Genomic DNA, 19,529 nt, shown 5'->3' with positions numbered 1-19,529 from the left:
TCTAAATTCTAGCTAGTTTTAATCTTAAAGAGTTTAAAACTACGCTAATAGAGCTTAGACTCATAGCAAGTGCTGCCCACATCGGTGTAAGATGAATTCCAAAAGATGGCTCTAAAATTCCAGCAGCAATTGGAATACAAATAGTATTGTATCCAAACGCCCAAGTTAAATTCTGTTTTATAGTAGTGTTGCTTTTTTTGGCTAGATTTATGCTTTTTATAACTCCATTTAGGCTATTTTGCATTAAGATTATATCGGCGCTATTTTTAGCTAGATCGCTTCCAGAGTTCATCGCTATAGAGATATCAGCAGCCCTTAATGCAGCAGCATCGTTGATTCCATCTGCTATAAATGCGACTTTTCCTGATTTTTTTAAATCTTCTATTATCTCATATTTTTGATGTGGTAAAACCTCGCTATAAACCATATCAATACCAAGTTCTTTGGCTACTAGATTGCTGATTTTATGACTATCTCCGCTTAAAATTACTGGGGTTATATTTTGTGATTTTAGGCTCTTTATAACCTCTTTTGCCTCAGGCTTTATAGTATCGCTAATTGCGATATAACCGCTAAATTTGCCATTAATCGCTACTAAGATAACCCCATAGCCAATATCCATTTTTTGCTCTATTATGGCTTTTTGATTTTTGTCTATGGATATTAAATTTAAATTTAGTAATCTTTCATTGCCTATTAAAACATTATCGCTTTTAATTCCAAGCCCACTAATATACTCAAATTTACTTTGAAATTTGACATTGATTAGCTCTTTGGCGTAGTTTGTAATCGCATTTGAAACTGGGTGCGAGTTTAGTGCTGAGATATTGGCTACTATGGATAAATCATTTTTATTAAGACTGGTTTCTATTACGCTTATATCTGCTGTTGTGATGGTTCCAGTTTTATCAAATACGGCAAATTTAATATCGTTGAATTGCTCTAGGACAACTGGATTTTTAATCAAAATTGAATGCTTCAAAGCCAGTGATATAGCACAAACTATAGCAATTGGTGTAGCAAGTCCTAAGGCACAAGGACATGAGATAATAAGCACGCAAATAGCACTTAAAATTCCATTAAATTCCATACCAAAACTAGCCCAGATACAAAATGTAGCCACAGAAGTAGCTATTACTAAAGGGATGAAAATATTTGCTACTTTATCAGCTATGCGTGAGATAGATAGCTTTTTACTAGCTGCGTTTTGAATAAGATTTAAAATTTGAGCCAGTAAGGTATCATTTGGACTTTTAGTAACTTTTATTAATATATGGCCATTGCAGTTTAGAGTACCGCTATATACCATCTGACCAGTGCTTTTATAAACTGGCATACTTTCGCCATTTATTGCACTTGTATCTATCTCAGCACCTCCATTTTCTATAATGCCATCACATGGAATTATAGAGCCAGTTTTGACTAAAACTATATCTCCGATTTTAAGACTACTAGCTAAAGTCTCTTTGGTACTCCCATCGCTAGAGATGATAAAAGCCTTGGTTGGGCTTAGATTTATTAAAGATTTTAGGTAAGATGAAGCAGTGGCTTTGGCTTTATTTTCTAAATATTTGCCAAGCAAGACAAAGGTTATAATCATTGTCGCACCGCTAAAATATAGATAGTTTAGATTTGTTGGAATTTGATTATGAAAAATTGTAGCAAAAATAGAGTAGCAAAATGCGCAAAAAGTACCCAAAAATATTAGTACATTCATATCATAATTACGCTCTTTTAAGCTCTTTAATGCATGAGAGTAAAAACTAGATCCGCAATAAAATATCCCAATAAAAGCCAAAGCAATCATAAATGGCATAGGTATAGGATTGGATTTACTCATCTCTGCCCACATAAGAGCTGCGCTAATTATAGAACAGATTATAAATTTATTTTGGTAATTTTTTAATTCTTGATTTTGAGCATTTTCAAGCTCATCTTGATTGTTTGCAATACCAAAACCAAGTTTAATAATTTTATTTTTTAATGCTTCTATATCAGCATTTTGATCATATTCAAATACAGCACAATGAGTGTTAAAATCTACATTTGCAGACTTTATTCCCGGGATTTTTAGTGCTGATTTTTTAATAGAATTTGCACAATTTACACAGCTCATTCCGCTGATTTTTAACTCAATCTTATTCAAGTAAATTCCTAAATTTCTTTAATAACTTCAAAGCCAAGCTCATTTAGCTCATCTATAAATTTAGCCTTAATCTCATCACTATTTATATCTATAGTAAGAATTTTTGGCTCACTTGTTAAATCAATGATAATAGTGCCAAATTCATCTTCAAGAGAATTCTTAATCAAATTTACACAACTTTGGCAATTGATATTTTTAACTTCAAATTTCACGATTTATCCTAAATTTAATTGAGATTTTAAAAATTATATAATTATATAGCTAATTAAAATTTAACGATTTTTTGATATAATTACCGCCTTAGAAAATCCAAAAGGACAAAAATGGGACGAGCATTTGAGTATAGAAGAGCTAGTAAAGAGGCTAGATGGGATAAGATGAGCAAGTTATTCCCCAAATTAGCCAAAGCGATCACAGTAGCGGCCAAAGAGGGCGGGAGCGATCCAGACATGAACCCAAAACTCCGCTCAGCCATAGCTACAGCCAAAGCTCAAAATATGCCAAAAGATAATATTGACGCAGCAATCAAAAGAGCAAGTGGCAAAGATAGTAGCGATATCAAAACGATATTTTATGATGGCAAGGCCGCTCACGGCGTTCAAATCATCGTAGAAGCAGCTACTGATAATGCCACTAGGACAGTAGCAAATGTAAAGGCTATATTTAACAAAAATGGTGGAGAGATTTTACCAAGTGGTAGCCTTAGCTTTATGTTTAGTCGTAAGGCGGTATTTGAAGTAGAGTTACCAAGTAGCGATCTAGAAGAGTTAGAATTAGAGCTTATAGATTATGGTCTTGAGCTATTAGAACAAGGTGAAAATAGCTTGATGATATATGGTGATTATAAGAGCTTTGGCACACTTAGTGATGGGATTGAGAAGTGTAATCTAACGCTTAAAAAAGGTAGCTTACAATACATTCCAAATTCCACAATTTCGCTCAATGATGAAGAGCTTAGTGAGATTGAAAAGCTTTTAGATAAGCTTGATGATGACGATGATATCCAAGCAGTATATACAAATATAGAATAAGGAGAATTAATGGAAGAGTTAAAAATATATGATATAGATACCAATGAATTATCTAAATGTAAATTCGCAGTTATCAAAACAGATAAAGGCGATATGATAGCCGAGTTATATCCAGATGAGACCCCACAAACTGTAGCTAACTTTGTAGAATTAGCTAAATCTGGATTTTATGATGGACTTAATTTTCATAGAGTTATACCAAATTTCGTTATCCAAGGTGGTTGCCCGTACGGTAATGGAGTTGGTGGCCCAGGCTGGAGAATCAAATGCGAATGTGTCGGTCAAAAACGCAAACATAATAGAGGTAGCCTAAGCATGGCACACGCCGGCAGAGATACAGGCGGTAGCCAATTTTTCGTATGCCATAGCGCTCAGCCACATCTAAATGGTGTTCATACTATATTTGGCGAGTTGATAGATGATGAGAGCAAGAGTGTTTTAGATGCGATTAGACAAGGGGATAAAATTACTACTATAGAGATCAAAGAGAGTTTATAAACTCAATTATATTTATTGCGTGAGTTTTCTCACGCGAAGTTAAAATTCTTTAAATAAATTATTAATATTTACCCATAAACTTAAGCAATATTTAACTACAATGTTTGTATTATAACAAAATCGCAATTTTACTATTTTTAAGGATTTTCATGAAATTCACTACCTTGTTTTATGCTATTTTTGGTGCGATTATTACTATAGTCGTTTTAAATTTAGTCGCTCTACTTGGAGTGATTGGTGTACAAGATGAGCTTATAGAGGCATCTGAGAGAAGATATCAGTCATATATACTAGCTGATGAACTTCGCCAAAGTTCTGATGATTTAACTAGATTAGCTCGTACTTATAGCGTTACAGGTGATAGTCACTATATTGACCAGTATAATACTATATTAGATATTAGAAATGGTAAAGTTCCAAGACCTATGAATTATGAAAGAATTTATTGGGATTTTGTAGCAGCAACAGGCCAAAAACCTCGTCCAGATAGTAACGAGACAATTGCTTTGACTAAAAAAATGGAAGCGTTAGGCTTTAGTAGAGCCGAGCTAGATAAATTAAAAGAGTCCGAGGCTCGCTCAAATCACTTAGTAGATATCGAAACTAGAGCTATGAATGCGGTAATGGGTAAATTTATGGATAGTAATGGTCAATACACCATCATAGGTCAGCCAGATGCAGGCCTAGCAATTGATTTAACTCATTCTAAAGAATATCACATTGAAAAAGCTAAAATTATGGAGCCAATTGATGAGTTTTTTGTGATGCTTAAGAGCAGAACAGATCAAGAAGTGCAATCTAAAATTGATAAAACTACACTATATTTTGATGCTGTTTTAGGATTATTCATTATTAACATTATCGTGATTGTGCTTGGTTCTATTGTTCTTCGTAAAAAGATAGCTCAAATTGAGCCAGTTAGTGATGGGCTTAGAGGATTTTTTGCTTTCCTTGGACATGAAAAAGATGATTGCAAGACCATAGATATTAACTCAAAAGATGAATTTGGCGTAATAGCTAAGATGATTAACCAAAATATATCAAATTTACGCATTCAAATCGGCTCTGAGCGTAAATTTATTAATGAAACAGTAAAAACTCTAAAAGAGCTATCTCAAGGTAGTTTTAATGTGCGTTTAAATAGCAATTGCGATTCTCCACTAATGAAACAACTACAAGAGACGCTAAACAACATGGCCTTAGCACTTGAAAAAAATATAAATGAGATAGTTAAAATTATAGCCAAATACTCAGAGCATGACTATACTCAAAGAGCCTCAAATGAGAATTTAAAACACTATCTTCTTAAAATGGCTGATGGTGTAAATGAGTTAGGTGATGCTACTGTAGCGATGCTACGCCTATCACAAAAATCCAGTCAAACACTATATGAAGCATCACACAATATGAAAGATGGAATTGATAAATTAAATGAATCATCAAAACTTCAAGCAGCATCTTTACAAGAGAGTGCCGCAGCCGTAGAGGAGTTAAGCAGCTCAATGAATTCTATAAATGAAAGAGCAAATGAGGTTATAAAGCAAAGTGATGATATTAAAAATATTATTATTATCATTAAAGATATAGCTGAACAAACAAATTTACTTGCTCTAAATGCTGCTATAGAAGCTGCTCGTGCTGGTGAACATGGTAGAGGATTTTCAGTTGTGGCCGATGAAGTTAGAACATTAGCTGAAAAAACTGGCAAATCTCTAACTGAAATTGAAGCTAATGTAAATATTTTAACTCAAAGTATTACTGATATGAGTGCTAGCATTAACGAACAAACTGCAGCAATCAATCAAATAAACGAAGCTATGAGCGCTATAGAGAATGGTACAGAACGCAATTATGAAGAAACTACTAAAATAGCTAGTATCTCAAATAATGTTGAAGAGATGAGTGAAGAGATGCTTACTAATATAAATAAAAATAAATTCTAAATACTAAGATTTCGCCGATTATAAAAAATTGGCGAAATTTTTTATAATTATTCAAAAAAGCCTTGACAAATAAAATAAAATTAGCTATAATTCCAGCTCACAAGTTAAAGGTGCTGGTGTAGCTCAGCCGGTAGAGCAACTGCCTTGTAAGCAGTAGGTCGGCGGTTCGATTCCGTTCACCAGCTCCATTTATCTTTACAGTGTTTGACCAGATACATATAGCAATCATTATTTTAATTACTTAGGGTGAGATACTCAAGTGGCCAACGAGGGCAGACTGTAAATCTGCTGACTATGTCTTCCGTGGTTCGAATCCACGTCTCACCACCATTGCTATACGCGGGAGTAGCTCAGTTGGCTAGAGCATCAGCCTTCCAAGCTGAGGGTCGCGGGTTCGAGTCCCGTTTCCCGCTCCATTTAAATTTGACTGGGAGCTGTTTTTTTGAATTTATATTCTATTCTGCAGTTAATCTTAGTCATTTTTTAGTTTTTCGGTGTTTGTATAATTTTAGTATAACTCTGTTTTGCCAAGCTGAAGTTTCCATATCTAGAAACGCTCATATGGCTCAGAGGTAGAGCACTTCCTTGGTAAGGAAGAGGTCGCGGGTTCAAGTCCCGCTATGAGCTCCATAAAAGTAGAAATAAGAAATACAAAAAATACAAACTTTAAGTATAAAAGTTGAATTTTATAACGGAGGATACAATGGCTAAAGAGAAGTTTTCAAGAAATAAGCCACACGTAAATATTGGTACTATCGGTCACGTTGACCATGGTAAAACTACACTAACAGCTGCTATTTCTGCTGTTTTATCAAGAAAAGGTCTTGCAGAGCTTAAAGATTACGATAATATCGATAATGCTCCAGAAGAAAAAGAGAGAGGTATTACAATTGCTACTTCTCATATTGAATATGAAACAACAAATCGTCACTATGCACACGTTGACTGTCCAGGTCACGCCGACTATGTTAAAAATATGATTACTGGTGCTGCTCAAATGGACGGCGCTATCCTAGTTGTTTCTGCAGCTGATGGCCCAATGCCACAAACTCGTGAACATATACTATTATCTCGCCAAGTTGGTGTTCCATATATCGTTGTTTTTATGAACAAAGCTGATATGGTTGATGATGCTGAACTTTTAGAGTTAGTTGAAATGGAAATTCGTGAACTTCTAAGTGAATATGATTTCCCAGGCGATGACACTCCAATCGTTAGCGGTTCTGCTCTTCAAGCGCTTGAAGAAGCTAAAGCTGGTATAGATGGTGAGTGGTCAGCTAAAATTATGGCTCTTATGGATGCAGTTGATAGCTATATTCCAACTCCAGCTCGTGCAACTGATAAAGATTTCTTAATGCCAATTGAAGATGTATTCTCAATTTCTGGTCGCGGTACAGTTGTTACAGGTAGAATTGAAAAAGGTGTTGTGAAAGTTGGCGATACTATTGAAATCGTTGGTATCCGTGATACTCAAACAACAACAGTTACTGGTGTTGAAATGTTTAGAAAAGAGATGGATCAAGGTGAAGCTGGCGATAACGTAGGCGTTCTATTACGTGGTACTAAAAAAGAAGATGTTGAAAGAGGTATGGTTCTATGTAAGCCAAAATCTATCACTCCACATACACAATTTGAAGGTGAAGTGTATATCTTAACTAAAGAAGAAGGCGGTCGTCATACTCCATTCTTTAATAACTATAGACCACAATTTTATGTAAGAACAACAGATGTTACTGGTTCAATCACTCTACCAGAAGGTACAGAGATGGTTATGCCTGGCGATAACCTAAAAATAACTGTTGAGCTTATTGCTCCAGTTGCGCTAGAAGAGGGTACAAGATTTGCTATCCGTGAGGGTGGTAGAACTGTTGGTTCTGGCGTTGTGTCTAAAATTATTAAGTAATTTAACTTATGGGTGCGAATTTAATTTGCACCCTTTTTAAGGAAAAAATATGGCAAGTGCAAATAGAGTTAAAATTGGTTTAAAGTGTTCTGAGTGTAATGATATTAATTACACAACAACCAAAAATAGCAAAACAAAAACTGAAAAGTTAGAGCTTAAAAAATATTGTCCAAGATTAAAAAAACATACAGTTCATAAAGAAGTTAAGCTAAAATAAGCTAACTTCTTGGCTGTATTTATATAGGGCAATAGCTCCAACGGTAGAGCGCCGGATTCCAAATCCGATGGTTGGGGGTTCGAATCCCTCTTGCCCTGCCACAAAAGGTTAGATATGGAAAAGTTTATAAGTTATTTAAAATTATCACGTGCAGAAGTTGGCAAGGTTATATTTCCTACCAAAGAGCAGATTAGAAATGCTTTTATAACAGTTTTTGCTGTTGTTACTATAGTTTCTTTATTTTTAGCTTTGGTTGATTTAATTATGTCATTTTCTGTTTCTAAGCTTGTATAAGGATCTGTTATGGCACATAAGTGGTATGCTATTCAAACTTATGCAGGTAGTGAGATGAGTGTCAAAAGAGCCATTGAAAATCTAGTAAAAGATCATGGTATTGAAGAGAAACTTTTAGAAGTTATCGTTCCTACTGAAGATGTAATTGAGATTAAAAATGGAAAGCAAAAGATTAACGAAAGAAGCCTATATCCAGGTTATGCTTTCGCTTATTTGGATCTTGATACTGCACTTTGGCACAAAATTCAGTCTCTTCCTAAGGTTGGCAGATTTATTGGTGAAGCAAAGAAACCAACACCTTTAAGCGATAAAGATATAAATCTTATTTTAGAAAAGGTTAGTAAAAGAGCAGCGCCTAAACCAAAAATTTCATTTGAAACTGGCGAAATTGTTCGTGTTACAGAAGGCCCATTTGCAAACTTTAACGCAACTGTAGAAGAGTATGATATGGTTCATGGCAAACTTCGCTTAAATGTATCTATATTTGGTAGAAGTACGCCTGTTGAAATTATGTATTCACAAGTTGAAAAGATAGTCTAAGGAGATAGTTTATGGCTAAAAAAGTTGTAGGTGAAATTAAATTGCAAATTGCAGCTACAAAAGCAAATCCAAGTCCACCGGTTGGTCCTGCTTTGGGTCAAAAAGGTGTAAATATTATGGAATTTTGTAAAGCATTTAACGAAAGAACAAAAGATATGGCTGGTTATAATATTCCAGTTGTTATTACTGTTTATGCAGATAAAAGCTTTACATTTATCACAAAACAACCACCAGCAACTGACCTAATCAAAAAAGCTGCTGGCATCACTAAAGGTGCGGATAATCCGCTTAAAAATAAAGTTGGCAAGTTAACAAAAGCTCAAATTCTTGAGATTGTTGATAAAAAAATAGTTGATATGAATACAAAAGATAGAGAGCAAGCTGCTAAAATTATAGCTGGTTCAGCTCGTTCTATGGGTATAACTGTAGTAGATTAATCCTTACCACTAGGATTTAAAATTAGTGGTAGCACTTTAAAAATGCGGAGAAATTAATGTCAAAAAAAACTACAAAGAGATTTGCAGAACTACTTAAGAAAGTAGATTCAAATAAAATTTATAATTTAGATGAAGCTATATCGACAGTTAAAACACTTGCTTCAGCTAAATTTGATGAAACAGTTGAAATAGCACTTAAATTAAATGTTGATCCTAGACATGCTGATCAAATGGTTCGTGGTTCAGTAGTTTTACCTGCTGGTACTGGTAAAACTGTAAGAGTAGCAGTAATTGCTAAAGATGCTAAGGCTGATGAAGCCAAAGCAGCTGGCGCTGATATAGTTGGCGCTGAGGATTTTGTTGATGAAATTGCTAAGGGAGTTATCAATTTTGATGTGCTTATTGCTACTCCAAATTTGATGGGCTTAGTTGGTAAAATTGGTCGTCTTTTAGGACCAAAAGGCTTAATGCCAAATCCTAAAACTGGTACAGTAACTATGGATGTTGCTCAGGCTGTTAAAAATGCTAAAGATGGTCAAGTTAACTTCCGTGTTGATAAACAAGGAAATATTCATGCTGGCCTAGGTAAAGTTAGCTTTACAAAAGAGCAGCTAAATGATAATATCTCTGCCTTTATTAAGATGATAAATAAACATAAACCTGCAGCTGCAAAAGGTAAATATATTAAATCTGCAGCACTATCTTTAACAATGAGTCCATCTATATCTCTTGAAACTCAAGAGCTTATGGATCTTAAATAATTAATATTTTTATCTTAGATTGGAGATAGCCGAGGCGTAAGCTTAATTGAGCGTATTTTCGCTCTCTCTGCTTGAAATCACCGGTCGGAAAGGAGAATGAAAGTGACTAGAAACGAAAAAGCTGAAATTATTTCAAACCTTGAGGCTGAATTTAAAGCTAGCGAAGCTATAGTAGTATGTGACTATAGAGGTTTAAGTGTTAAAAAACTTGAGGCGTTAAGAATTGCTGCTAAAGAGCAAAATGTAAAAGTTCAAGTTATTAAAAACACTTTAGCAAAAATAGCTTTGAATAACTCTGCTAAAGATGGTATGGAGCTTAAAGATACAAATATCTTTGTATGGGGCGAAGACCAACTAGCGGTTACTAAAGTTGTAGCTAAATTTGAAGAAGCTAATAAAGATCTATTTAAAATCAAGACAGCTTATATTGATGGTGAAGTTGCTCCTGTATCTAAAGTTGTTGCATTGTCAAAAATGCCGTCTCGCGACGAACTTATTGCTATGCTACTACAAGTTTGGAATGCGCCAATTCAAAATTTCACTATTGGTTTAAATGCGCTTAAAGAGAAAAAAGAGCAATCTGCTTAATTTAAAAAATAAAATTTAGGAGAATTAAAATGGCAATAACTAAAGAAGATGTATTAGAGTTTATTTCAAATTTATCAGTTCTTGAACTAAGTGAATTAGTAAAAGAATTTGAAGAAAAATTTGGTGTAAGTGCTGCTCCTGTTATGGTAGCTGGTGCTGTAGCTGGCGGAGCTGCTGAAGCTGCTGAAGAAAAAACAGATTTTAACATTGTTCTAGTTGATAGTGGTGCTAAAAAAATAGAAGTAATTAAAGTTGTTCGTGCTTTAACAGGTCTTGGTCTTAAAGAGGCTAAAGATGCTGTTGAAGGTACTCCATCAGTTCTTAAAGAAGGTGCGAGCAAAGAAGAAGCTGAAGCAGCTAAAAAACAACTTGAAGAAGCTGGCGCTAAAGTCGAACTTAAATAATTTACAATTTTGTAGAAGCGAGATTTTCTCGCTTCCAACTCCATTGTCGTTTTTACGATGTTCTTTCAATTAACTATTCTATAGAGGTAATAAAATGCTAAATAGCCTTTATTCTGGAAATCGTCTTAGGGTAGATTTTTCTAATGTTGCTAAAGAGATTGATGTTCCAAATTTATTACAATTACAAAAAAAGAGTTTTGATCATTTTTTAAATCTTGATAATTCACAAACCGAAAGCGGAATCGAAAAAGTATTTAAATCTATTTTTCCTATTCACGATCCGCAAAATAGACTTTCGCTTGAATATGTCAGTAGTGAAATTGGTAAGCCTAGATATACTATTAGAGAGTGTATGGAAAGAGGCTTGACATATTCTGTAAATTTAAAAATTAAAATTAGATTAATAGTTCATGATAGAGATGAAAAAACAGGTGAAAAAATTGGAGTAAAGGATATCAAAGAACAAGAGATATTTGTTCGTGAAATTCCTTTAATGACCGATAGAATTTCATTTATTATTAACGGTGTTGAGAGAGTTGTTGTTAATCAGCTGCATAGAAGTCCTGGTGTTATTTTTAAAGAAGAAGAGAGTCCTACGGTTGTAAATAAACTTATTTATACTGCTCAGATTATCCCAGATCGTGGATCTTGGTTATACTTTGAGTATGATACTAAAGATGTATTATATGTCCGTATTAATAAGCGTCGTAAGGTGCCAATTACCATTTTATTTAGGGCTTTAGGATATAAAAAACAAGATATCGTGAAGTTATTTTACCCTATGCAAACTCTAAAAATTCAAAATAATAAATTCTTAGTAGAGTTTAATCCAGATGACTTTACTGGTAGGGTTGATTATGATATTAAAGATGAAGATGGCAATATCTTACATCAAGCTGGTAAGAGATTAACTAGAAAAAAAGCTGATAAATTAATAGAAGATGGCGTTAAATTTATAGAATATCCGCTTGAAACATTGGTAAATAGATATCTTGCTAGTCCTGTTATCGATAAAGATAGTGGTGAGGTTTTATATGATACTCTTACACAACTCGATGAGAATAAGATAGCTAAAATCGCTAATGAGCAAGATAGTATAGAGATAGCAAATGATTTAGCAAATGGAGTCGACGATGCTATTATTAACTCATTTTTGCAAGATTATGAGACTCTCAAACTTCTTAAACAAACAGAAGGCGTAGAAGATGAAAATGATCTAGCTGCAATTAGAATTTATAAAGTTATGCGTCCAGGTGAGCCTGTAGTTAAAGAAGCTGCTCGAAGTTTTGTAAATGATCTATTCTTTAATCCAGAAAGATATGATCTAACCAAGGTTGGTCGTATGAAGATGAATCACAAGCTTGGATTAAATGCGCCTGATTATGTAACAGTATTAACTAATGAAGATATCATTAAAACTGCTAAATATCTAATTAAGGTAAAAAATGGTCAAGGTCATATAGACGATAGAGACCATTTAGGTAATCGCCGTATTCGTTCTATTGGTGAGCTTTTAGCTAATGAGCTTCATTTAGGATTTGTAAAAATGCAAAAGGCTATTAGGGATAAATTTACAAGCCTAAGCAATAATATCGATGAGATTATGCCATATGATCTTGTAAATCCTAAGATGATTACCACTACTATTATGGAATTCTTTACCGGTGGTCAACTAAGTCAGTTTATGGATCAAACTAATCCACTTAGTGAAGTTACTCATAAGCGTAGATTATCAGCACTTGGTGAAGGTGGTTTAGTTAAAGAAAGAGCTGGTTTTGAGGTTCGTGACGTTCACCCTACTCATTATGGTAGAATTTGTCCAGTTGAGACCCCAGAAGGTCAAAATATCGGTCTTATAAATACTCTTTCTACATATGCTAAAGTAAATGATTTAGGCTTTGTTGAATCTCCATATCGTAAAGTAGAAAATGGTAGAGTAACAAATGAAATTGTCTATCTTACAGCAACTCAAGAAGAGGGTCATATTATCGCTCCAGCATCTACAATCTTAGATGAGAATGGTATGATTAGCGAGGATTTAATAGAGGTTAGACAAGATGGTGAGATGATACTTGCCAAAAGAGATGATGTAACACTAATTGACCTTTGTAGCGGTATGGTTATGGGGGTAGCTGCTTCATTGATTCCATTTTTAGAGCATGATGATGCTAACCGTGCGCTTATGGGTTCAAATATGCAACGCCAAGCTGTGCCTCTTTTAAAATCAACTGCACCTATTGTAGGTACAGGTATGGAAGCTATTGTAGCACGTGATGCTTGGGAAGCTATTAAAGCAAGACGTGGCGGTGTAATAGAAAAAGTTGATAATAAAAATATATTTATTCTAGGCGAAGATGAAAATGGTCCATATATAGATCAATACACCATGGAAAAAAATATGCGTACCAACCAAAATACGACATTTAGCCAACACCCAATCGTAAAAAAAGGACAAAAAGTAGAAGCTGGTCAGATAATTGCCGATGGTTCTAGTATGGATCAAGGTGAGCTAGCAATTGGTAAAAATGCCTTAATTGCCTTTATGCCGTGGAATGGATATAACTATGAAGATGCTATTGTAATGAGCGAGAGAATGATTCGCACAGATGCATTTACTAGCGTTCATATCTATGAAAAAGAGATTGAAGCTAGAGAGCTAAAAGATGGCGTAGAAGAGATTACTAGAGATATTCCTAATATGAAAGAAGAAGAGATCGAGCATCTAGATGAAAGTGGTATCGTAAGAATCGGTACTCATATTAAGCCTGGTATGATTTTAGTAGGTAAAGTATCTCCAAAAGGTGAAGTTAAGCCAACTCCAGAAGAAAGACTTCTAAGAGCAATCTTTGGCGAAAAGGCTGGCCATGTAGTAAATAAATCCCTATACGCTCCAGCAAGCATGGAAGGTGTGGTAATCGATGTTAAAATCTTTACTAAAAAAGGCTATGAAAAAGACTCAAGATCATTTAAAGCCTATGAAGATGAGAAAAATATCTTAGAAAAAGAGCATCACGATAGACTTTTAATGCTTGACCGAGAAGAGATGTTAAGAGTAACTGCTTTACTAGCTAATAACGAACTTCAAAGCGATTTAGAAGTTGGTAAAACTACATATGTAAAAGGTCAAAAGATACAAAAAGAGTATCTTGCCAATATAAATAGATTTACTCTAAATTCATATGTAAAAAGCTTTAGTAAAGATGTACAAAAAAGCTATGAAGATATGAAAGCTTACTTCCAAAATGAGAAGAAAAAATTAAAAGATGAGCATGATGCTAAGCTTGAAATTTTAGAAAAAGATGATATTTTGCCAAGCGGAGTAGTCAAACTTGTCAAAGTATATGTAGCTACTAAGCGTAAGCTAAAAGTTGGAGATAAAATGGCTGGTCGCCATGGTAACAAAGGTATAGTGTCTAATATCGTCCCTGATGTAGATATGCCTTATTTGCCAGATGGTAGGTCAGTAGATATTGTTTTAAATCCACTAGGCGTTCCTAGTCGTATGAATATTGGTCAAATTTTAGAAAGCCACTTAGGTCTTGTAGGTATGAAGCTTGGTGAGCAAATTCAAGAGATTTTTGATAGAAAATCAAAAGAATGGATAATAGAATTAAGAGCTAAAATGATTGAAATAGCTGATGTATCAAGACTAATGGATGCCAAAGCAATATTAGAAAAAATCGATGATGAGAAGCTAATAGAATATGCAAGAGATTGGGCAAGCGGTGTAAGATTTGCTACTCCTATATTTGAAGGGGTTAAGGCTGAAGAATTTAGCAAATTGTTTGAGATGGCAAAGATCGATATGGATGGTAAAACTGAATTATACGATGGTAGAACCGGATCTAAGATGGCTGAGCGTGTAAATGTCGGTTGTATGTATATGCTAAAACTTCACCACCTAGTAGATGAAAAAGTCCATGCTAGAAGTACTGGTCCATATAGCTTAGTTACGCAGCAACCTGTCGGCGGTAAGGCTTTAAGCGGCGGTCAAAGATTTGGAGAGATGGAGGTTTGGGCTTTAGAAGCTTATGGTGCGGCTCATACACTTCGCGAGATGCTAACTGTAAAATCTGATGATGTTGAAGGAAGATGGTTAGCTTATAAAGCATTAACTAGAGGTGAAAATGTCCCAAGTACAGGTATTCCAGAGACATTTTTTGTTTTAACAAACGAGCTAAAATCTCTAGCACTAGATGTTGAGATTTACGATGAGGATAATGATAATGAGTGAGTTAAAACCTATAGAGATTAAAGAAGATGCAAGACCAAGGGATTTTGAAGCATTTAAATTAAGATTAGCAAGTCCTGAACGTATAAAAGCATGGAGTTATGGCGAAGTTAAAAAGCCTGAAACCATCAACTATAGAACTCTAAAACCAGAAAGAGATGGTCTATTTTGTGCTAAAATATTTGGGCCTATTAGGGATTATGAGTGCTTATGTGGCAAATATAAAAAGATGCGCTATAAGGGTATCAAATGTGAAAAATGTGGAGTTGAAGTTACAAGCTCTAAGGTTCGCCGTTCTAGAATGGCACATATCGAGCTAGTTACCCCAGTGGCGCATATTTGGTATGTAAATTCACTTCCTAGTCGTATCGGAACTCTTCTTGGTATTAAAATGAAAGACTTAGAGCGTGTATTATACTATGAAGCATATATAGTAGAAAATCCAGGTGAAGCATACTATGATAACGAAAATAGCAAAAAAGTTGAAATTTATGATGTCTTAAATGAAGAGCAATATATACTTTTAGAACAAAGATTTGCTGATAGTGGATTTAGTGCTAGAATGGGTGGTGAAGTCATCCGTGATATGCTTGAAAATTTAGATCTTGTTAGCATCTTAGAGCAGTTAAAAATAGAGATTGAAAGCACAAATAGCGAAGCTAAGAAAAAAAGTATTGTAAAAAGATTAAAAGTAGTTGAGAGCTTTTTAAATTCAGGTAATCGCCCAGAGTGGATGATGATAACAAATTTACCTGTTTTACCGCCTGATTTAAGACCTCTTGTTAGCCTAGATGGTGGTAAATTCGCAGTTAGTGATGTCAATGATCTTTATCGCCGTGTTATAAATCGCAACGCAAGACTAAAAAGACTTATGGAGCTTGATGCGCCTGAGATTATTATCCGTAACGAAAAGAGAATGTTGCAAGAGTCAGTAGATGCTCTATTTGACAATGGCAGAAGAGCAAATGCTGTAAAAGGTGCGAATAAACGCCCTCTAAAATCTCTAAGCGAAATTATTAAAGGTAAGCAAGGGCGCTTTAGACAAAATTTGCTTGGTAAAAGGGTAGATTTTTCTGGTCGTAGCGTTATCGTTGTTGGTCCTAGACTTAGGATGGATCAGTGTGGATTGCCTAAAAAAATGGCTTTAGAGCTATTTAAACCACATCTCTTAGCCCGCCTTGAAGAAAAAGGCTATGCTACAAATGTTAAATTAGCTAAAAAGATGATAGAAGATAAGACAAATGAGGTTTGGGAGTGCCTTGAAGAGGTTGTTGCTGATCATCCAGTACTACTAAATAGAGCGCCAACTCTACATAAAATGTCTATCCAAGCATTTCACCCAGTACTAATAGAAGGTAAGGCTATTCAGCTTCATCCACTTGTTTGTTCGGCTTTCAACGCTGACTTCGATGGTGACCAAATGGCCGTTCATGTCCCTTTATCTCAAGAGGCAATTGCTGAGTGTAAAATTTTAATGCTTAGTTCTATGAATATCTTGCTTCCAGCAAGTGGTAAAGCTGTGACAGTCCCTAGCCAAGATATGGTTCTTGGTATATATTATCTAAGCCTTGAAAAAGTAGATGTAATAGGCTCAAATAAAATTTTTGCTAGCGTTGATGAAGTTATGATAGCAGTTGAGACTCACTTCCTTGATCTGCATGCTAAGATTAAGACAATGGTAGATGGTAGGACTGTATTTACAACTGCGGGGAGATTGATTATCAAATCAATTCTACCTGATTTGGGAGAGAATTCAGTTCCAGAGAGTATGTGGAATAAGGTAATGAAGAAAAAAGACATAGCAAATTTAGTTGATTATGTCTATAAAAATGGCGGTTTAGAATCCACAGCGGGATTTTTGGATAAGCTTAAAAATCTTGGGTTTAGATACGCTACAAAAGCTGGAGTTAGCATATCAATAGCTGATATAATAGTATCTGATAGCAAATATTCATATGTAGATGAAGCCAAAAAAAGAGTTCGTGAAATCCAAAATCAATATGGCTCAGGTTTGCTAACTGATTCAGAAAGATACAATAAAATTGTTGATATATGGACAGATACAAACAACAAAGTAGCTAGTGATATGATGAAACTCATCAAAAATGATAAGAGCGGATTTAATTCTATTTATATGATGGCTGATAGCGGCGCTAGGGGTAGTGCGGCTCAAATTCGCCAACTTGCTGGTATGCGTGGTCTTATGGCTAAGCCTGATGGTAGTATTATTGAGACACCAATTACTTCAAATTTCCGTGAGGGTCTAAATGTCCTTGAGTATTTCATCTCAACACACGGCGCTAGAAAAGGTCTTGCTGATACTGCGCTTAAAACCGCAAATGCTGGATATCTAACAAGAAAATTAATTGATGTTGCTCAAAATGTTAAGATTACAATGGATGATTGTGGCACTCACGAAGGTGTTGAAATTACTGAAATCACTGAGAGTGGTGAGTTAATTGAGAGTTTAGAAGAGAGAGTTTTAGGTAGAGTATTAAGCGATGATGTTATCGATCCTATTACTAATGAAATTTTATACACAGAAGGCACATTAATCGATGAAGCTAAGGCTAGAGTAATTATCGAAGCTGGTATAAAATCAATTAGCATTAGAACACCAATTACATGTAAAGCACCAAAAGGTGTATGCGCTAAGTGCTATGGCATAAATCTAGGTGAGGGCAAACTAGTCAAACCAGGCGAAGCCGTAGGTATCATCTCAGCCCAATCGATCGGTGAGCCTGGTACTCAGCTAACGCTAAGAACTTTCCATATCGGTGGTACTGCCTCTACAGAGCAACAAGATAGACAAATAGTAGCGCAAAAAGAGGGCTTTATAAGATATTATAACCTAAAAACATATGAAAACAATGGTAAATCTATAGTGATAAATAGACGAAACGCTGCTATATTATTGGTTGAACCAAAGATTAAAGCTCCATTTGATGGTGTTATAGATATTGAAGTTGCTCATGAAGATGTAAATATCACTATAAAAGGCAAAAAAGATGAAGTTAAGTATGTTTTAAGAAGACATGATTTAGCTAAACCAAATGAGCTAGCCGGTGTAAGCGGTAAAATAGATGGTAAATTCTATATTCCTTACTCAAAAGGTGATGCAGTAAAAGAGAATGAAAGTATCGTAGAGATGATTAAAGATGGATGGAATATTCCAAATCGTATTCCATTTGCAAGTGAAGTTAAGGTAGCTGATGGCGATCCAGTAACTCAAGAGATTGTAGCTAGTGCGCATGGTGTGCTAAAATACTATATCTTAAAAGGTGATTATCTAGAGAGAATTAGAGAGATTAAAAAAGGCGATATAGTAGCAGAAAAAGGTCTATTTGTCGTAGTAGCGGATGAAGAAGATAGAGAGGCTGTGCGCCACTATATCCCACGAAATAGCGTAATTGAATTTGATGATAGCTCTGATGTAGTAGCTACTGATATCTTAGCTAAACCACAGGTTGATTCTAAGCTAGTTATAGCTGAGTGGGATCCATACTCAAATCCAGTAATCGCTGAAGAAGCTGGTATAGTGGCATACGAAGATATCGAGCCAGGATATAGCGTAACAGAGCAATACGATGAAGCAACAGGCGAGAGCAGGCTAGTTATTAATGAGTATCTACCAAGTGGAGTTAAACCTACAATTGTTATTACAACTGATAATGGCAAATTAATTCGCTATCAACTAGAGCCAAAAACTGCGATATTTGTCAAAGATGGTGCTACAGTTCAAAGAGCTGATACTATAGCTAAAACACCAAAAGCTGTAGCAAAATCAAAAGATATCACCGGAGGTCTTCCTAGAGTTTCAGAGCTATTTGAAGCTCGTCGTCCTAAAAATACAGCAATAATTGCTGAAATCGATGGCGTTATTAGATTTGAAAAGCCTTTACGCTCTAAAGAAAGAGTAGTAATAGTAGCCGAAGATGGCACAACGGCTGAGTATCTAATCGATAAATCAAGACAAATTCAAGTCCGTGATGGCGAGTTTGTTCATGCTGGTGAGAAATTAACTGATGGATTAGTAAGTAGCCACGATGTGCTAAGAATTCTTGGAGAGAAGGCACTTCATGGATATCTAATTAGCGAAATTCAGCAAGTTTATCGCTCTCAAGGCGTTGCTATTAGCGATAAACATATTGAGATTATTGTATCTCAAATGTTAAGACAGATTAAAATTGTAGATAGCGGCGATACGAATTTCATCGTAGGCGATATGGTTAGCCGTCGTAAATTCCGTGAAGAAAATGAGAAAATCATTAGAATGGGTGGCGAGCCAGCGATCGCTGAGCCTGTGCTTTTAGGCGTTACTAGAGCAGCTATCGGTAGTGATAGTGTTATCTCTGCAGCCTCTTTCCAAGAGACTACAAAAGTGCTTACAGAAGCTAGTATAGCGGCTAAATTTGACTACCTTGAAGACTTAAAAGAAAATGTTATTTTAGGTCGTATGATACCTGTGGGTACTGGTCTTTATCAAGATAAAAAAATCAAGATGAAGTATAAAGATTAATAAACTACAAAAAAATT

The 19,529-nt window shown here is 35.1% G+C and carries 14 protein-coding genes, 5 tRNA genes and 1 pseudogene; 18 read left to right on the top strand and 2 right to left on the bottom strand.

Features of this window, described 5'->3' with window-relative positions; all coding sequences use genetic code 11:
• Nucleotide 1: 1 nt before the first annotated feature.
• Both CIGN_RS05995 and CIGN_RS05990 read right to left on the bottom strand, forming a co-directional pair.
• Nucleotides 2–2,146, bottom strand: coding sequence for a heavy metal translocating P-type ATPase (locus CIGN_RS05995; RefSeq protein WP_086302769.1), 2,145 nt, complete (start codon nucleotides 2,144–2,146; stop codon nucleotides 2–4).
• Between the two features lie 8 nt (nucleotides 2,147–2,154).
• Nucleotides 2,155–2,358: a heavy metal transport/detoxification protein gene (locus CIGN_RS05990; RefSeq protein WP_086226559.1), complete on the bottom strand. Its 204-nt coding sequence runs from the start codon at nucleotides 2,356–2,358 to the stop codon at nucleotides 2,155–2,157.
• Between the two features lie 111 nt (nucleotides 2,359–2,469).
• Between CIGN_RS05990 and CIGN_RS05985 the strand changes: the two genes are divergently transcribed.
• From CIGN_RS05985 to rpoC, 18 genes and pseudogenes are all read left to right on the top strand, one after another.
• Nucleotides 2,470–3,177: a YebC/PmpR family DNA-binding transcriptional regulator gene (locus tag CIGN_RS05985; RefSeq protein WP_086238538.1), complete on the top strand. Its 708-nt coding sequence runs from the start codon at nucleotides 2,470–2,472 to the stop codon at nucleotides 3,175–3,177.
• A gap of 9 nt (nucleotides 3,178–3,186) precedes the next feature.
• Nucleotides 3,187–3,675 (top strand): peptidylprolyl isomerase, encoded by a 489-nt coding sequence (locus tag CIGN_RS05980; RefSeq protein ID WP_086224018.1) that lies wholly within the window; start codon nucleotides 3,187–3,189, stop codon nucleotides 3,673–3,675.
• A gap of 1,538 nt (nucleotides 3,676–5,213) precedes the next feature.
• Nucleotides 5,214–5,618: pseudogene (locus tag CIGN_RS08515) on the top strand (methyl-accepting chemotaxis protein); the annotation flags it as partial.
• Between the two features lie 112 nt (nucleotides 5,619–5,730).
• Nucleotides 5,731–5,806: transfer RNA gene (locus tag CIGN_RS05970), tRNA-Thr, on the top strand.
• A 57-nt stretch (nucleotides 5,807–5,863) separates the two neighbouring features.
• A tRNA-Tyr gene (locus tag CIGN_RS05965) sits at nucleotides 5,864–5,948 on the top strand.
• 9 nt (nucleotides 5,949–5,957) lie between these two features.
• Nucleotides 5,958–6,034: transfer RNA gene (locus tag CIGN_RS05960), tRNA-Gly, on the top strand.
• 139 nt (nucleotides 6,035–6,173) lie between these two features.
• Nucleotides 6,174–6,248: transfer RNA gene (locus CIGN_RS05955), tRNA-Thr, on the top strand.
• Between the two features lie 73 nt (nucleotides 6,249–6,321).
• A complete protein-coding gene (tuf, locus tag CIGN_RS05950; RefSeq protein WP_086232358.1) occupies nucleotides 6,322–7,521 on the top strand; it encodes an elongation factor Tu in 1,200 nt (399 codons plus the stop codon).
• A gap of 49 nt (nucleotides 7,522–7,570) precedes the next feature.
• Entirely contained in the window at nucleotides 7,571–7,738 is a 168-nt protein-coding gene (rpmG, locus tag CIGN_RS05945) for a 50S ribosomal protein L33 (RefSeq protein ID WP_086226555.1), read from the top strand.
• Nucleotides 7,739–7,763: 25 nt separating this feature from the next.
• Nucleotides 7,764–7,839 (top strand) — tRNA-Trp (locus CIGN_RS05940).
• A 13-nt stretch (nucleotides 7,840–7,852) separates the two neighbouring features.
• Nucleotides 7,853–8,032 (top strand): preprotein translocase subunit SecE, encoded by a 180-nt coding sequence (gene secE / locus CIGN_RS05935; protein WP_086224022.1) that lies wholly within the window; start codon nucleotides 7,853–7,855, stop codon nucleotides 8,030–8,032.
• Between the two features lie 9 nt (nucleotides 8,033–8,041).
• The gene (nusG, locus tag CIGN_RS05930) at nucleotides 8,042–8,572 is read left to right on the top strand and encodes a transcription termination/antitermination protein NusG (protein ID WP_086224023.1); all 531 of its coding nucleotides are present in this window, start codon (nucleotides 8,042–8,044) and stop codon (nucleotides 8,570–8,572) included.
• Nucleotides 8,573–8,583: 11 nt separating this feature from the next.
• Nucleotides 8,584–9,009, top strand: a complete 426-nt coding sequence (rplK, locus tag CIGN_RS05925) for a 50S ribosomal protein L11 (RefSeq protein ID WP_086224024.1) — start codon at nucleotides 8,584–8,586, stop codon at nucleotides 9,007–9,009.
• A gap of 56 nt (nucleotides 9,010–9,065) precedes the next feature.
• Nucleotides 9,066–9,770, top strand: coding sequence for a 50S ribosomal protein L1 (gene rplA / locus CIGN_RS05920; RefSeq protein ID WP_086302765.1), 705 nt, complete (start codon nucleotides 9,066–9,068; stop codon nucleotides 9,768–9,770).
• A gap of 102 nt (nucleotides 9,771–9,872) precedes the next feature.
• Nucleotides 9,873–10,358: a 50S ribosomal protein L10 gene (gene rplJ, locus CIGN_RS05915; protein ID WP_086226552.1), complete on the top strand. Its 486-nt coding sequence runs from the start codon at nucleotides 9,873–9,875 to the stop codon at nucleotides 10,356–10,358.
• 29 nt (nucleotides 10,359–10,387) lie between these two features.
• Nucleotides 10,388–10,762 carry a 50S ribosomal protein L7/L12 gene (rplL, locus tag CIGN_RS05910; protein WP_086224027.1) on the top strand — a complete coding sequence of 125 codons (375 nt, stop codon included), beginning with the start codon at nucleotides 10,388–10,390 and terminating at the stop codon, nucleotides 10,760–10,762.
• Nucleotides 10,763–10,856: 94 nt separating this feature from the next.
• A complete protein-coding gene (gene rpoB / locus CIGN_RS05905) occupies nucleotides 10,857–14,996 on the top strand; it encodes a DNA-directed RNA polymerase subunit beta (protein ID WP_086302763.1) in 4,140 nt (1,379 codons plus the stop codon).
• Nucleotides 14,989–19,512, top strand: coding sequence for a DNA-directed RNA polymerase subunit beta' (rpoC, locus tag CIGN_RS05900; protein ID WP_086302761.1), 4,524 nt, complete (start codon nucleotides 14,989–14,991; stop codon nucleotides 19,510–19,512). The genes rpoB and rpoC overlap by 8 nt, the downstream gene beginning before the upstream one ends.
• Nucleotides 19,513–19,529 lie beyond the last annotated feature (17 nt).

This window comes from Campylobacter devanensis (assembly GCF_002139915.1).
Classification (GTDB): Bacteria; Campylobacterota; Campylobacteria; order Campylobacterales; family Campylobacteraceae; genus Campylobacter; species Campylobacter devanensis.
The sequence above is the reverse complement of the archived record's forward strand: the minus strand, read 5'-3'. Positions and strand labels throughout refer to the sequence as shown.